The 16,844-nt window shown below is 36.7% G+C and carries 9 protein-coding genes; 1 reads left to right on the top strand and 8 read right to left on the bottom strand.

The features are described 5' to 3' along the window. The first annotated feature begins 263 nt into the window (after positions 1 to 263). Positions 264 to 1,088, top strand: a complete 825-nt coding sequence (gene ygiD / locus G7Y57_RS10120) for a 4,5-DOPA dioxygenase extradiol (protein WP_165023317.1) — start codon at positions 264 to 266, stop codon at positions 1,086 to 1,088. A gap of 109 nt (positions 1,089 to 1,197) precedes the next feature. Here the strand turns inward: ygiD and G7Y57_RS10115 are convergent, their stop codons facing one another. The 8 genes from G7Y57_RS10115 to G7Y57_RS10080 all read right to left on the bottom strand — a co-directional run bounded on the left by G7Y57_RS10115 (position 1,198) and on the right by G7Y57_RS10080 (position 16,742). Beyond that, positions 1,198 to 2,334: a glycoside hydrolase family 76 protein gene (locus G7Y57_RS10115; protein ID WP_165023314.1), complete on the bottom strand. Its 1,137-nt coding sequence runs from the start codon at positions 2,332 to 2,334 to the stop codon at positions 1,198 to 1,200. An 82-nt stretch (positions 2,335 to 2,416) separates the two neighbouring features. After that, positions 2,417 to 4,354, bottom strand: a complete 1,938-nt coding sequence (locus G7Y57_RS10110) for a RagB/SusD family nutrient uptake outer membrane protein (RefSeq protein WP_165023312.1) — start codon at positions 4,352 to 4,354, stop codon at positions 2,417 to 2,419. Positions 4,355 to 4,365: 11 nt separating this feature from the next. Next, positions 4,366 to 7,764 (bottom strand): SusC/RagA family TonB-linked outer membrane protein, encoded by a 3,399-nt coding sequence (locus G7Y57_RS10105; RefSeq protein ID WP_255491406.1) that lies wholly within the window; start codon positions 7,762 to 7,764, stop codon positions 4,366 to 4,368. Positions 7,765 to 7,850: 86 nt separating this feature from the next. Continuing rightward, entirely contained in the window at positions 7,851 to 8,819 is a 969-nt protein-coding gene (locus G7Y57_RS10100) for a FecR family protein (RefSeq protein WP_165023309.1), read from the bottom strand. A 54-nt stretch (positions 8,820 to 8,873) separates the two neighbouring features. Continuing rightward, positions 8,874 to 9,434, bottom strand: a complete 561-nt coding sequence (locus tag G7Y57_RS10095; RefSeq protein WP_255491405.1) for an RNA polymerase sigma-70 factor — start codon at positions 9,432 to 9,434, stop codon at positions 8,874 to 8,876. A gap of 383 nt (positions 9,435 to 9,817) precedes the next feature. Then, complete coding sequence (locus G7Y57_RS10090; protein ID WP_165023306.1) at positions 9,818 to 11,554, bottom strand: thiamine pyrophosphate-dependent enzyme; 1,737 nt, start codon at positions 11,552 to 11,554, stop codon at positions 9,818 to 9,820. 250 nt (positions 11,555 to 11,804) lie between these two features. Further along, a complete protein-coding gene (locus tag G7Y57_RS10085; RefSeq protein ID WP_165023303.1) occupies positions 11,805 to 12,620 on the bottom strand; it encodes an alpha/beta hydrolase in 816 nt (271 codons plus the stop codon). 99 nt (positions 12,621 to 12,719) lie between these two features. Next, the gene (locus G7Y57_RS10080) at positions 12,720 to 16,742 is read right to left on the bottom strand and encodes a hybrid sensor histidine kinase/response regulator transcription factor (protein ID WP_165023300.1); all 4,023 of its coding nucleotides are present in this window, start codon (positions 16,740 to 16,742) and stop codon (positions 12,720 to 12,722) included. Positions 16,743 to 16,844 lie beyond the last annotated feature (102 nt).

Genomic DNA, 16,844 nt, shown 5'->3' with positions numbered 1-16,844 from the left:
TCCAATAACCTGAATCTTATAGTTCTGGTTTAATGTATGATTTTATTTTATTGAAAATTACTAATAAAACTAAACTTCTTTTTGTCCTCTTTGTATATTAAACATATAGAATTAGTTATATGTTCATGGTTGTCTTTCTTTTAACAAGTGGAGATGAGATATAAAAATATTTTATCAAAAACCCAAAAGTGAAAAACAAGAATATCGTATCTTTGTTAGTACTTAAATATTCACAGAATTATTCTAATTAATATATAACTGAAATGATTGATTTTCAACAAATACTCCCTTTGGAGAATACACATTCTATGCCTGTTCTATTTGTAGGACATGGCTCTCCGATGAATGCAATTGAAAACAATCTGTTTACAGATGAGTGGATACGTCTGGGGAAAGAATTGCCGCGTCCCAAAGCTATACTTTGTATTTCAGCTCATTGGGAGACAGGCGGAACTTTTGTTACAGCAATGGAAAAGCCAAAGACAATTCACGATTTCGGTGGATTTCCACAGGAACTCTATGCGCAGCAATATCCGGCTGAAGGATTACCTCTTCTGGGTGAAACAATACGCCGTGAGGTAAAAGATATAGAGATAGGGGTTGATTATGACTGGGGATTAGATCATGGAAGTTGGAGCTTTCTTAAACACATGTACCCCGAAGCGGATATTCCTGTGGTTGAATTGAGTATCGACTTTACAAAGGGACTTCAATATCAATATGATCTAGCAAAGGAATTGCGATTTCTTCGTCAAAAGGGAGTTCTAATAATAGGGAGTGGTAATATGGTTCATAATTTGCGTATGCTGCGTATTGGGGAAGCTGGTTTCAATGCCGAATACGGTTATGATTGGGCGATGGAATTGAATCAACTATTTAAGGAGAAGATTTTAGCAGGTGATCATAAATCACTGATAGAATATCATAAACTTTCTAAATCAGCACTTTTAGCTATACCTAGTGAAGAACATTATATTCCGCTCTTATATGCATTAGCTTTGCAAACTGAAAATGATGAGGTGAAATTGTTTAACGATAGAGTTATAGCGGGTTCATTATCGATGACTTCCCTTATTATAGGAAATTGAAAGAATAAGAGGAAACCATACAAAAAAACGTGCCATTTTTATGTGACACGTTTTGAAAAATAATTGTTAAGAACTAATTAAAATATAGAGAAATGCATTTTATATCGTTTTATTTCGGAGAAATAACCTGCATCAATGCCGGACATCCACTTACATCATAAACCTCCAGTATGCCCGTTGGGCAAGGCACATTGAAATTCTTATATGTCAGGTTTCTTTTATCCTTGTTTGCCCATCCTTTATTTATATTGTAGCGCAACCATTCATTATATTGTGGTTGGTTACAATCTTCTATAAGCCTGATCACATATTGTGCAAATATAGCAGTGTAGATACCTTGCTCTATCCCTGTTTTAAATGGGAGTATACCATCTTTACCCGACATCGTATTTTTAGTATAATCTGTAGCAAGAATGGCGTCATTCAGATACATTTTATCACCTGTTTCTTTATACAGCATCACGGCTGCCCCGATACATGTCGCCTGATTATATACTTGAGTTGTCCAGTTAGTTGGTTCTTCTTTATATTTATGATCGCCTACTTTACCATCTTTTGCATCGAACAGTTTATCCTGAGACCAACTGAATATTTCCTTTGCTTTATTAAGATATGAAGGCTCTTTGGTAATATTATAAAGAGTCATGGCAGCTACTACCGTAGGATAGTTTATGCACGCTGTTTTACCTCTCTGATCGTCTTTCCATCCCCAATACATTCCTCCATTGACAGGATCGTAAGAACCGGTATCTCCAACTACCGGACTACCTTCCCATACACGCTTGAATCCCGAAATTGAAAGGTCTAAATATTTCTGGTCTTTTGTTATTTCATAAGCTCTGGCCAGCGATATAACCCACCACATAATATCATCGTAGATAAACCATTCGACATCGTTGTTCCAGTTGTATTTGTCATATTTGTTATATCCTCCCTGATAAATATCATCAATTAATTTGAGGTATTTTTCGTTTTTAGTCCTCTTGTAAGCATTCATTACCATATCCCAGTAGATGGCCTGTGTCCAGATTGCTGCAACACCTCGCTTGTCGCTGGTAGTGTAATACAACTGCATATCTTTGTTGTAGAAGTTTAGATTGAAAGCGTCTATGGCTTCAGTTGCATCCTTGGTGGTAAACTCTGCTGGTTGGTTAGGTACAGGTATATCAACATTGTTGTCATTCGATCCAGAACAGTTTATGATTGACGGTGCAAATAGGATTAAAAAGAATATTTTTTTTATCATAGCGAATAGTTTATATGTTTATCAATAAATAGGGGCAGGAAGAATACCCCTATTTATTACAATTGTAATATAAAAAAATCAATTACCAGCCCATATTCTGAGTAAGTGCTCTATTTATATTTATATCTTTCTCGGGAATAGGGAAAAAGTAATGTTTCTTTTGAAATATTCGGTTTTCAACTACAGTCCTTTCGTAAAACTCATCCCCGTCTTTGGCTATATTCATACCATGTATCGGTCTGTTCTGCGTTTCTTCTGCGATACCCCATCTTCTGACATCAAAATATCGGGCACACTCGAATGCTAGTTCAACACGGCGTTCATCTCTTATTGCCTGACGCATATCAGATGGAATAGGCAGAGCATTCGATCCTGTTCCATATTGAGGAACTCCGGCTCTCTCACGAATATAATTCACGTATTTCAAAATATTAGGATTCGAAGGTTCACTCTCGTTCAGGGCCTCTGCATAATCTAAATAAATCTGGGCTAAACGAAGCAAAATACAAATTCTGTCGCCATTACCCCAAGGGCCGAGAGGTGCGGTTTTGCGGACTACATATCCTGTTTTCGAATAGTCGTTCGAATTGCCGATTCCTTTTCCCGAGTTACCTGTAAAGTTGAAGTATGAATATACATCGCCTTCTCCATCATACAACCATTTTTGTCCTGAAAATGTAATATCGGCATAGAAGCGTGGTTCTCTGTTTGCCCATGCTTTAAGAACTCCCTTAGGAGCGAAAATACGACCTGTAACAGGGTCTAAATAATCTTCCGTAGTGAATCCATTGTCAACATATCCTGAAGCCGGATTGATAATGGGAGTTTTATAATCAGATTGGTATCCGGTAATAGGCTTTATTCCATTAGCCATAGCATAAGCATCTACTATTTCTTGTACAGCGCCACAACCGCCCGATGCTGTATAGTTACCCGGGTAGCCAAAGTGTTTAGGGGTTCTGTCGTATTGCATAGTACTGGCGTTACATTCTTGTCTGAAGAATATCATTTCTCTGGAAGATGACCTCGAATCAAAATTAGTAAGGTCGTTTTTATTTCCTCTTACAGCTTCACGATATGATAAATACGGGTCTAAATCGCCGTCTGTATATACTTTTGTCAGTCCATAGTTTTGACCATCATATTTTGTTAAAAACTCTTCGGCTTCTTTAGCCGCTGCAGCCCATAGTTGCTTTTTCTCACCTTCGCTGTAATTAGGAAATAGTTTTTTACCATCGGGATTTGCCATCGATGAATAATATTCGTTGCTCCCATTAAATAAATGACTTGCTGCCAGCATTCTGGTTTGAATTTTAAATGCTTTGGCTATAGCCTGATCTATATGACCGAGACCTTTTTCGGTTACACTTACGTTAGAGCTTGTCTTAATATTGTCAATAAGACCATTATCCATGGCTGTCTGCAATTCGGAGAGAATATAATTTGCTACTTCTTCTACACTGTTTCGAGGGATTTGTAGATCAGCACTACTAGCCTGTTCCGACAATGGTGTGTTTATAATAGGTACAGGGCCATATAGTCTGAACAAATAATAATAATAAATGGCTCTTACAGCTCTCGCTTCTGCAGTCCACTGTTCAAGATCGCCTGCCGATAGAACTTCACATAGATGAGCATTTTCGATAAATAGGGTAGCTACACGTATTCCTTTATAATATCTACTCCAATAGTCCCAAACAAAACCTGTAGAAGGCGTCAGGGATCCGTTATTAATAGTATTGGCACCATTGCCATCCCATACATATTCTGCTTCATCTGAGCCTGCTGTCCAAGCTCCGGATGTACCTTGTCCGTTTCCGCGGGCAACATCCCGCTGTTGAAACTCGTCCGGCATGAATGTATATGCTGTATTTAAGTATCTCAAAGTGGTTTCTCGTGTTTCAAAAACTTTATCGAGAGTGAGGAGGTCATTTGGTACCTGATCAAGATAATCGTTGCACGAATTTGATCCGAGTAGCAACACGATTCCTATTAAGAATATTGTTAATGTTTTTTTCATAATTATTATTTTTAGAAACTAAAGTTAATTCCTAGAGTTACTGTTGTTGTATTAGGATATCTATTTCCGCTGTCAGTGTTCAATTCAGGATCCCAAAGTTTCCATTTGGATAGGGTGAAGATATTCATCCCCATCATATATATGCTTGCATTCTTTAGGTTTGCCTTACGGGTCCACGATTCGGGTAATCGGTATGCTAATTGTAATGTTTTAAGTCTTAAGAAACTCATATCTTTGAGCCACCATGTGCTATTCTCAAAGTTATTCTGGTTACCGGGTTCATCACCTCCGAAGGCTAATCGGGGATAGAATACATCCTGACTTTGATTCTCTTCGGTCCATCGGTCATAAATATTACTGTATACATTTGCTGTCCCTGATCCATTCAATGGTTTTACTATACCACTCACAAAGCGGTTCGCTTTAGCTGTTCCTTGAAATAATACACCAAACGATACTGCTTTATAATCTACATTGAAACCAAAACCATAGTTAAGTTTAGGGATATCTCCCTGTCCTAACCAAGAGATATCATTATCGTCTATTTTGCCGTCACCATCGAGGTCTTTATATTTAATATCTCCTGCTCGCACCTGACTCAGACCTACCTTGTAAGGTGTGGGGAACGGTTGTTCCATTCCGCCGGGATTTGCAATCCATTGGTTTATCAAGTCTATATCTGCTTGTGTGTATAATCTGTCGGCAGTGAAACCTTCGATAGAAACAAGGCTCGATCCTTTTCTGTTTCTCCATGAAAAGCTTTTATCTGGTATATCGTTATCTACCCATGTCGGATCAGCATAAGTTATGTTTCCTCTCACCGATATATTCCAATCTTTGTTTATCTTTTTGTTATATTCAAAATTGGCATCATAGCCCAGTGTCTTAGTTTCTCCGACATTGCCGTAAGGAGTTTCCTGAAATCCTGCAAAACCAGGGAGAGAATTGTCTCTGTTGAGCAATATATTTGTTCTTCTTTCTTTGAATAGATCGATAGATATGGATAGGCTACTTTTGAATAGTTGTATGTCGAAACCTAAATCTTGCTTATGTGCAACTTCCCAGCCCAGAGAGGTTGCCGGATTCTTAACCTTAACTCCATCTTTACGACCATTACCGCCATAGCCATAACCCCAATCGCCATTCCATTCATACTGTTCCATATACATAAAGCGACGGTCTCTGACATTGCTATTACCGACTTTTCCATTTGTGTAACGAACTTTAAAGAAAGGAATAATATCGCTTAAAGGTTTCCAGAAAGGTTCATTAGAAGCTACCCAACCCACACCAAAAGCGGGGAATGTTCCGTATCTTCTATCTTTAGGGAAGTTTTCGCCTCCATTGTATCCGATATTAAACTCTCCGAAATAACGATCGTTCCATGAGTAAGTTACTCTACTGGCAATACCTTGTATTCTATATGGAAGATAGTCTATTGCATTACGGGCACTGTTATCTATTCTGTTTTGTTGTGTATAGATAGCCATAGCACCGAATCTGTGATTTTTGATTGCTTTATCGTACACTAATGATACTTCGAAGTTATCCTTTCTTTCACCGGTAAGTTTTCGATCGTCGCTACCATCAAATCCTAATACTGAGCTTCCATTATCCCATGTCCTTGTCAGAATCGGATTGCCATCGGCATCGTAAGGATTATTTCTGTCAGCAAAATAATAGGTGTTTTCTCTTTTTCTAAACCATGCATCGCGGCTATTCGATACATCGTAAGCAAACAAGGCGACCGCCTTAAGCCCTTCGGTTATGATACTTAGGTCTTGGGTAACTTTTATATTTGACTGAACTTTATTGTCCATTTTATTTCGGTAACCGCGCATTGTAGCATCTGCATAAGGATTACGGTCTGCTCCTTGCGAGTGAAGTCCCGGAACGTAATTTTTACCATTGATTACAAACATTTTCGGGAAAATAACAGGATTAACATCCACTGTCGACCCGAAGATAGTACCGCTATCTTCTCCGGGGCTGTTTCCGTCACCTAAGAATCCTTGAGTGCCGACATCGACTGTTGTAGTCTCTGTTATTTTCATACTTAAGTTTGCAACGATATTGTACCTTGTATATTCAGTCTTTGAATTATAATCTTCGAGAGGATCGGTTTTAATTGTACCTTTCTCATTATAGTAACTCACTGATGTATAGAACTGAGCCATCGGGCTACCTCCTCTTATATTGGCGTTTACCCTTCGGGCATGTCCCCAATCGTTGAATACTTCTTTTTTCCAGTCTACATTCGGATATAAAAGTTTATCTACACCCGATGCCGTATTTGCGATATACTGATCGTCGTATTTATGAGCTTTCCCTGTATTTCGTAGTCCTTCATTTACAACATCCATATAGACAAGCCCATCTGCTACCTGTGGCGATTTAGTGAAACGGGTAAATCCTTCATAATAGTCGATACTTACTACCGGTTTTCCTATTATACCGGGTTTTGTCTTTACTACAATTACTCCGTTCGCTCCCCTTACTCCAAATACAGCAGTAGCAGATGCATCTTTCAGTACTGTTACTGATTCAACATCTTCGGGATCCAGATCGTTAAAACTGCGCTCCACTCCATCTACCAGAATTAGCGGATTGGCGGCATTCGGAGTGCTAAGCCCTCTAATCCAGATATCGGCAGCATCTCTTCCCGGTTCGCCTGTACGTTGTACTGCTACTACACCCGCTAATCTTCCTGATAAGACAGTGGTTAAACTGGCTGTAGGAGTTTTAAGGTCTATTTGCTTTAATGTCGATTGAGAGCCTATCGAACTTATTTTACGTTGTTGTCCATATCCAACTACTACCAGCTCATCCAACTCATTAACTGCTTCTTGCAGTGCTACGTCATATACCGAAGAACCCCCTATATTTACTGTCGCCGATCTAAATCCTACATACGATAGTACAATTTGTGCATTTCGGGTTTCAACCTGCAATTCATACAAACCGTCTATGTCTGTAATTGTACCATTGGTTGTACCACTCTCGACAACACTAACACCGATTAGAGGCTCTCCCTTCACATCGGTAACACGACCTGTAATACGTCTCTTTGTATTTGCTTGTTGTGGTGATTGTTCTTTGTAAATATTTACGTTGCGCCCATCTATATTATATTTGAGGTTTGTATTGGATAGGGCCAAATCTAAGATTTCATTTACCTCTTTATCTTTAGTATTTATATCCACAGTCAAATTTGCAATATCGGCATCGATATAAAAAAAGAGCAAATCGGTTTTGGATTCAATAGTTGTGAATAGATTTCTTAATGATGTTTGTTTTACATTTAGAGATAGCTTTGTTGTCTGTGCAGCAGTGAGTGCCGAGGTAAAACATAACAACATCAAAAAAAGAATAGCCTTCTTTTTGAAAAGAATCTTAATTGTATTTGTCATAGATTAATTAGTTTAAGTTGATTTATAAGATAATTCTTATTTTACGTGTTGCGAATGGTCGTGTTATTTCATAGGCATTTCATGCGTTAATTAATAATTATTTTATTGTTATTGTATTTCCATTTTATAGGTAAGCTTCGGGAAATAACGGATAGGATCTCATCTATTGTTTGGGTATTGTAGAATGCACCCGATACCATTGTATTGGCTAGTTCTCTATCTTTTAATTGTATCTCTATATTATATATCTCTGATAAGATAGTTACTAGCTTTTCTAAAGAAATTGTTTGATATTTGTATATGCCGTTTAACCAAAAAAGTATATGATTGGAGTCGGATTCAATCACTTTCACTTGTTTATTTTCCTTGTTATACAGGAGTTTTTGGTTGGGGCTTAATGTTATTTGATTCTTATCTGACTGGAATCTGACGCTTCCACTTAGCAGGTTTACATTAATAATATTGTTTTGAGTATATGAGTTTATACTGAAAACTGTACCCAGAACCGTCACACTTGTATTGTCTTCCAGTTCGATAACAAAAGGAATACTCTCATCTTTCTTTACATCGAATAGAGCTTCACCTTCTAATTTCACAACTCTATTCTCTTTACTGAATATATTCGAATAGGTTAAGCAGCTATGTTTGTTTAGTATAACCTTAGATAAATCGGGCAATACGATGGTATCGATTTTAGAGGTTGTCTTAAATTCATAAAATATTACTTCCTCTTTACCTTGTTGCATTACATAAAATAGCCCTAGCAAGCAAGCAGCGGCAGATACAATAGCCGATAGTATGCGTATATATTTACGTCTATTATTAGGACGCACTGTTTCATATTGTTGTATTCTGTCCAATAATTTATTACGGGCATCTTTTAAATCAATAGAATGATTGAATTTGATTGAAGAACACCAATATGCTTTTATTTCTAAAAATTTATGAGAATTCATTTCATCGGATTCAATCCATTTATCAAATACTATCGCTTCTGAATCGGTGGCTTCACCGGACAGTATTTTCGCTATTATATTGTCAATATTATTTTCCATAGTTATATTTTAGTCGTAATTCTGAATAAGAAACCCTTAGTCTGTCATCAAAAATTATATTCTGTCTTCTAATAATCTTCTTAATATTTTAGTTGCCTTTGCCATATGGGCCTCCACAGTTTTTACTGAAATGTTGAGGATAACTGCCGCATCTTTGTATTTTAATTTGTCTTCTCTTATTAATATAAATACAGTTTTGCACTGTGTCGGTAGAGAATTTACTGCTTCGTTAAATTTTTCTATAAGTTCTTTGGATATGAAATCGTCTTCGGGGGTTGTCTCTGTATTCTTGTAAATATCTACTGTCGATTGCTTCTGCATATTGTAATGTTTCTCTTCTTTTCTGAAATAGCTAATAGCTTTGTTTCTGGCGATTGTAAATATGTAGGAATTGAAGTTCTCTATATTGACCAGCTCTTTTCTTCCTAGCCAAATTGAGATAAATACATCTGCTACAACTTCTTCCGCACTATTCTCAGATTGGACATATACATATACAAACCGGATGAGGCGTTCGAAATATAATTCATATAAAGAACCTAGAGCAGCTTCAGAATCTTCTGAAGCCAGTTTGTTGACTAATACAAATGTGTTATTCATAAGTAAATGATCCATAGAAAAATAGCTCTAACCTTTATTGCTTAGATATTATAATAGTAAAGCATTCATTATTATAATCGCATAAAAACGATAATACCCTTACTTGGTTGGTCCCTTTTTATTCATTAATTAATTTTATTAAGAAATGGTGAGTTTTCCAGATGTTAGATTTAGTAGAATTCGTTTTCTTCCTAAAGCCTTTTTAGTGTGTTGAAGAAAATTGAGGAATGAGACTGCAAAAGTAATATAATACAAGCATAAGTAATCGGTAGAGCTGCTTATAACCTATATAAATAAAAAATGCGAATCGATAAATATCCGATTCGCATTTAATTAAATATGCTGTACTATTTCAGATTAGCTTCAGAAGAAGGTTCTCCGACTGTTTTATTCTGGAATTAAAGTACTTCACGCAAATGTTTCAGGTTGCTTTTGGCAGTATCCCATACTTCATCTACTCGTCCGGATAATATCAATTTGGTCATCGATTTGGCAAAGCCTTTCATCTGATCGAATTCTATTTTAGGAGGCATAGCTAAAGCATTAGGGTCCGTTTGTACCGAAACCAGTACAGGGCCGGGTATAGCAAAAGCTTCTTTAAGTACCTCTTCTACTTTATTTGGGTCGCTTACTCTAAACGATTGCATTCCCATTGCACTAGCGATTGCTGAGAAATCGGGGTTAAACATATCCGTTTGCCAGTCTGGTAATCCGGAAACTTCCATTTCAAGTTTCACCATTCCTAACGACCTATTATCGAAAACAACAAGCTTAATCGGCAATTTATATTGGACGATAGTAGCTAAATCGCCCATCATCATAGACAGACCGCCATCGCCGCAAAAGGCGATAACTTGTTGATCGGGGCGTGCAAAAGCTGCACCGATAGCCATCGGCATAGCATTAGCCATAGAGCCATGGTTAAACGATCCTAACATTTCACGTTCGCCGGTAGCTTGCAGGTAACGGGCTCCCCATACACAACACATACCTGTATCGACTGTGAAAATGGCATCCTTATCGGCTATTTTATCGATCACGGTTGCCAGATATTCGGGTGCGATTGTATTTTCACTACCCGATGCATTGGCTGCCATTGCCAAATGCTCTTTTACTTTAGCATATACTTTGAGTTGGGTTTTCAGGAAGTCATCGTTCGATTTTTCATTAATCAAAGGGAGTAAAGCATCCAATGTGTCTTTTACATCGCCACCCAGAGCCATATCGACTTGTGCACGTCGTCCTATACGTTCGGGACGAACATCCACCTGAACGATTTTGCATTTCTCGGGCATGAAATTCTGATAAGGGAAATCAGTACCTAATAATATTAACAAATCAGCGTCGTGCATAGCCGCGTAAGCAGAGGGCAAACCTAGTAGGCCTGTCATACCCACTTCAAACGGATTGTCGTACTGAACAGCCATTTTACCTCTGAAACTATATCCAACAGGCGATTTTATCAGTGAGGCTAATTTTACGACATGGTCGTGAGCGCCTTTTGATCCAATACCACAATAAATGGTTATTTTTTCTGTTGAATTGATCAAGTCAGCCAAAGCTTCTAATTCCGAATCTTGCGGGCGATATACACCTCTCGATGGCAGTAAGTTCAGCGTTGTTGGTCCTTCATCTGCTGGTCCGGCTGCAATGTCACCGGGTAAACCTATGACTGCTACTTCCTTTTTATGAACAGTGTGCTGTAATGCTGCTTGCAGCATCCGTGAAAACTGGACAGGTGTTGTCGCAACTTGGTTATATCCGCTGCAATCGTCAAACAATTTCAGGGTATTGGTCTCTTGGAAATAAGACATCCCGAATTCGGATGTTGCACAAGTGGAAGCTATCGCCAATACTGATGCATTGCTTCGATGAGCATCATACAATCCGTTTATCAGATGTACGTGCCCGGGACCGCTACTACCGGCACAGCAGGCAATACCGTTCAGTTCGGCTTCAGCCATTGCTGCATAGGCTCCAGCTTCTTCGTGTCTGACATGTACCCACTTTATAGTATTGTGTGTCCTTACCGAGTCATTCACTTCATTCAGACTATCACCTGTTACTGCATAAATACGTTTAATTCCAGCTTTTTCGATTGTTTCGACTAGCTGATCCGCTACTTTTTTAGCCATGATTTCTTATTAAAGTTTATATTCTTCATTGTTGTTATAGTAAGTTATAAACAAACAAGAGATAGGTTAGAGGTTGATGTAATTAATAATTTAACGTTTGTTATCAATTATAAATCAATCTATTATATAAATGAAATGTTAAAAAGTTACAAAGGTGACACTTTTTACCTTGTGTTTGAATGCCACTTTCTGTAACTATTTACTTATTATCTTCTGTTTACCATATAGATAAATAAAATAATGCTCTATCTTATTTACTGTATTTTTTTATCCATTCGAGCATTAAAAAACATCCCGGCGCACATACACTTCCGTGATCGAATCCTTCTAATTCATAGAGTTTTACATTGTCATTCCCTACTGCTTTAAGAATAGCCTCCAGATGTGCATTTTCTTCGTATCTGGCAGTCATCTCAAGATTGCGATCACCTGTAATCAATAGGGTAGGAGGAATTCCTTTTCTAGCATGGTTGATAGGAGCGTACTTGTCTATTATTGGAATATCGATTGGCAAATCTCTTTCTTTACGGATAGTGTAATGCGTATTTGTCTGTCCGCTTATCGGTATTAATCCTTTTATCTTATCTGCGTCGATACCATATTTATCAAGGTAACTTTTATCTAAACCAACCATCAAAGCCAAATATCCTCCGGCCGAATGCCCCGATACATAAATATCATTTACACTACCGCCATAAGAGGCTATATTTTTGAATGCCCATGCTACAGCGGCAGCCGCATCTTCTGTATATGCAGGATTCTTAGCCACAGGACTTAAGCGATAGCTTACAGCAATTACAGCCACTCCTTTGTCCATCAATTCTTTTGGGATATGTTTTTCACCACTTTCGAGTCCACCTCCATGAAACCAGACAATAGTAGGGAAATCTTTCATGTCGGTAGGGTAGTACACATCTAATTTACACCGTTCTCTTCTGTATATATCTTCCGTTGTACTCCCTATATACGAAATATTTTCTTCGGTAATATACTTTACACGAGAAACATTTTGCGCAGTCATGGAAACAGCAAAGCACCAGATAGCAATATTAAGGATCAATTTCATAATATGTATTTTATTTAGTGGTTATATCTTCTGCTAAGTTATATATTTTTGATAGATCATTGAAAGATCTAGAAGCACATTTGATACATTAAAATTCATTTAAGATGGTTTGCTATTTTGCTTTCTATACTCATTCGGCGTGCATCCGTATTTTTTAGAGAATGCTTTGAAAAAGCTTACACGATTGGCAAAACCAGATTTAAAGACAATTTCATCGACTGTGAGTTTCGACTTTATAAGTAGATCCTGCGCAATATACAATTTGCAGTCGCGTATCATATCACTGATACTTACATCTCCGATTTCGCCTATCTTGCGATAAAGGCTTCGCGTACTTATATTCATTTTGGTTGCAATGAAATCTGCGGATAAGTCTTTGTCCTGAATATTTTTATTGATAATATTAAATATTTCTTTGATTAGCTTTTTATGCTCTTTATGTGTCATTTTTCCGTTTGTGAGTTCGAATGCACTAAGAGGAGACGTAAAATAATCTTTCAGTGTTTCTTTTCTCTCTATGAGTTTATTCACCGAAGACTTTAGATAATCTATGTTGAACGGTTTTGTAATATAAATATCGGCTCCTGCATTTATGCCCTTTATTTGTTCTTCGACCTCTTGTTTGGCTGAAATAAGGATAAGCGGAATATGGGCTGTCTTTTCATTCAGCTTCAATTCTTTTGTAAGGGCTATACCATCTATACCTTGCATCATAACATCGCATAAAATTATATCGGGATGAATATCGTTGAGTTTCAACAATGCTTCATCTGAATTATTAACGGGTATTACATTAAAATCATCTGCAAATATGTCGCAGATCAGCCATAATATTTCTAATTCGTCGTCAATAATCAAAATTGTAGGTTTTGATTCATCGTCCGATTTATATTTTGGCAAGGTTGCTATTACACTACTGTCGTTCTTTATGCCCTCTATTTTTAGCGTGTCATATTTGATAAAATCTTTTGCATTTGTTTCTTCAAGATAAGGGAGTGTTATTTTGAAGTGGGTCCATTCTCCCGGTGTACTTTCTATATCTATTGTTCCTTTGAGCAGGTTTATCATGCCATAAGAAATAGCCAGCCCCAATCCGTTTCGTGACCATGATTTAGAATTATCCTGATATTCGAAATCATGCAGGATATTATACCTGTCGAATATCTTGGATATATTTTCGGCTTTTATACCTTTTCCTGTATTTGATATTACCACATACAAATAGCCTTCTATCAGCCTTACCTTAACTTTTACTTTTCCGTTATGTGTAGTATATTTAAAAGCATTAGAAATGATGTTTGTAATTATTGTAATTATAAAGCTTTCATCTGAATTCCATATAATAGATGGCGAAACGTCTTTTTCGAAGTGTGTATTCTGCGATTCGGCAATGTAGTTAAATGAATTTATTATTTTATTTACTATTTCCGATAATTGTAATTTTTCTATCTGAGCTTCTTTATAACCTGTTTCTATCCGTTTAAATTCAATTAAATCCTGGATTAAAGAATTTAATCGTTCGGCATTTTGCTCTATTATCTGAGCATATTTAGTGATAGAACTATCGATATTTTTATAGTTGAGAATACGGTTACATGGTCCTGATATGAGGGTGAGAGGTGTGCAGAACTCATGTGCTATATTGGTGAAAAATTGTAGTTTAGATTCATATATATCTTCTTTGTGCTGCTGTTCCAGTTTTACTAATAGGGCTGCTTTTCTTTGTCTGTTTCGGATGCCAAACCATCTTATAAGGAGTAATACGCATAATACCGCAAGTAACGAATAGACCGAATACGCCAGCTTAGACTGATACCAAGGCGGTAATATTTTCACTTTGATGGTGTAAACATAGCTTTCCTTACCAAGTATATTATTATAATATTTGACCTGCAATTTATATTCACCCGGTTTGAAATCTACAAAAGAGATAATATTGGAGTTGCCGTTATCGACCCACTGTCTGCTAGAACCGTCTATTTTGTAGAAGTAAGTATAATTATTGCCATTCAGATGATCTATGGCACTAAACGAAATCGAAAAGAAATTCTGATTATGATTCAAACTAAGAACCGGTATTTTCTCTTTTTCGGAAAGAAATTCATGGATATTATAATCTTGCCCGAATATAGATAACCTATCAAGGTTTATAGGCGGCATGTAGTCGTTAGCTTCATCATAATAGTTTTGGGTTATGGTAACGAACCCGTTTACACCACCAAAGAAAAGAGTTCCACTGTTTTCATCCTTAAATGAGGCTCCGGTACTGAACTCGATAACAGATAATCCGCCGAGCTGATCGTATGTTCTGAGAGAGCCTCGCTGCGAATTGTAAAAAATAAGCCCGTTATTACTGCTTAGCCAGAAATTAAAATCGGATTCTTGTAATATGCTATGAATTCTGTTGTTGGGAAATCCATTTTCTTCGTTAAGAACTGTATAACTGTCGGAAGTATATCTTATTAAACCGGAATTTGTTCCTATCAGATAGTTGTGCGGCCTGTTGTTGATTATACAGTTAATTTCGTTTAATATATTCCCTTCAAACCGTATTATTTCGACTTCAGATGTCGCTGTATTGATCTTAAATATACCTTCTCCCTTGTTTGTCACCCATATCGTGTTATCGTTTTCAGGATAGATAGAAAAGAAAGAGTTTGAAACTATATCTCCTTTTTTTATTGTGAATCGTTTTATTATTTTTAGTGAAGGTGTATCGCCGTGCCAATCAATCTGTGCTTTTATTATGCCCATTCCCGCAGAAGCAATCCAAAGAAGAGAGTCTTGTTCATAGACATCATGTATGTATTTTATATCTGTATTATCATCAGATAAAGCAACTTTCTTAATGGTTTTATCGTGATTAGAATAATAGTTAAGCCCGTTTTCGTTTCCTATCCACAGAATGTTACGTTTACTTTTAGAGAATGAATAAACAGAATTTCCACTTAATGCACTGTTTGCATTGTTTATATTTTCCATCTTGCAATCAATCAGGTTTTTATTTAACTCATAATCGTATATTTTCAGAATCCCATCACCGTTACTACCTATCCAAAGCGTATTTTTATCATCCAGAAATAGAGCCTTGATCGGTTGCCTGACTTTCAGTGTAAAATCATTAAGTAATGTAGAGTTTATAGAATGTCTGTCGATAGAGTAGGTGTATAGGCCTTGTCCATCGGTACCAATCCAGATCATATCCTGATGTATATCTTTAAGAAGAGACAGTATGCCGCTGTTGATAGGAATTTTCTCGAATAACACTTCGCCGTTATTATCTTTTAGTAGGAAGAGCCCCTCTTTTCTGAATCCAAAAAAATAATCATTATGGAATTTTAAAATAGAGCTTATTTCACCTTTATTGCTTAATTGATCTTTCAAATTGTTTATTAATAAACTTTTACGGTTCTCTGTATCAAATTCGTATAAATTGTAATCTGTATCAATTAATAATACTCTGTTTTTATCAGTAAAGGAGTATAGCAGACCATCGGTCTGTTTATATTCTTTCTGCAACTCGAGTCTAACTATTCCCGATTCATTTGTTTGAATAGTGTAACAGAAGCTGACTCCATTCGATTTGAATATCCACATCCGATCTTTATTATCAATAAAGAAATTTACAATCTCATTAGCTATGAGATTTGACATATATATTTCTTCAAACTGATTTTTGTCTTTCAGATAGTAATAAATACTGCTATTCCCCTGTATGATAAAGAAGTTGTCTTTACTGTCTTTTTGTGAAAAAGCAACTCTATTGAACATCTCGAACGATTGGATTGAGTTTGCTTTTCGGTCTATTCTGTTTAAACCGTAATAGGTTTGGATCCATATCACATTGTCGCTCATTTCTGTTATCTTGTCTATCTGATTTCCATTAATGACGTTACTACTATCCGACAGATGAAATGCAGATATTTCTCTGCCGTTGTAATTATTCAGACCGTTATTTGTACCTATCCACATAAGCCCTCGCTGATCTTGATACATAGAAATAACAGACCTGTTAGAAAAGTTCCCCTTATCTGTTATCTGCTTCAGATTATAAGCATATACAGATATATTGAGTACCTGAAAGATGCAGAATGCTATCAGTAAAAATGTTTTTTTATTCATGGCAGTAATCGGATATATTACAAGTAAACAAATATATCGAAAATATACTGTGTACCGCTTTCTATTATCACACGTTTAAGCACAAAACACCCTTATTTATTG

This window comes from Dysgonomonas sp. ZJ279 (assembly GCF_011039205.1).
GTDB lineage: Bacteria > Bacteroidota > Bacteroidia > Bacteroidales > Dysgonomonadaceae > Dysgonomonas.
Note: the sequence above shows the minus strand (reverse complement) of the source record. Positions and strands in the feature narration are given on the sequence as shown.

Excerpts from the sequence above, each read along its gene's own strand:
- ygiD (WP_165023317.1), top strand. The coding sequence starts at position 264 with ATGATTGATTTTCAACAAATACTCCCTTTGGAGAATACACATTCTATG.
- G7Y57_RS10115 (WP_165023314.1), bottom strand. The coding sequence starts at position 2,334 with ATGATAAAAAAAATATTCTTTTTAATCCTATTTGCACCGTCAATCATA.
- G7Y57_RS10110 (WP_165023312.1), bottom strand. The coding sequence starts at position 4,354 with ATGAAAAAAACATTAACAATATTCTTAATAGGAATCGTGTTGCTACTC.
- G7Y57_RS10105 (WP_255491406.1), bottom strand. The coding sequence starts at position 7,764 with ATGACAAATACAATTAAGATTCTTTTCAAAAAGAAGGCTATTCTTTTT.
- G7Y57_RS10100 (WP_165023309.1), bottom strand. The coding sequence starts at position 8,819 with ATGGAAAATAATATTGACAATATAATAGCGAAAATACTGTCCGGTGAA.
- G7Y57_RS10095 (WP_255491405.1), bottom strand. The coding sequence starts at position 9,434 with ATGGATCATTTACTTATGAATAACACATTTGTATTAGTCAACAAACTG.
- G7Y57_RS10090 (WP_165023306.1), bottom strand. The coding sequence starts at position 11,554 with ATGGCTAAAAAAGTAGCGGATCAGCTAGTCGAAACAATCGAAAAAGCT.
- G7Y57_RS10085 (WP_165023303.1), bottom strand. The coding sequence starts at position 12,620 with ATGAAATTGATCCTTAATATTGCTATCTGGTGCTTTGCTGTTTCCATG.
- G7Y57_RS10080 (WP_165023300.1), bottom strand. The coding sequence starts at position 16,742 with ATGAATAAAAAAACATTTTTACTGATAGCATTCTGCATCTTTCAGGTA.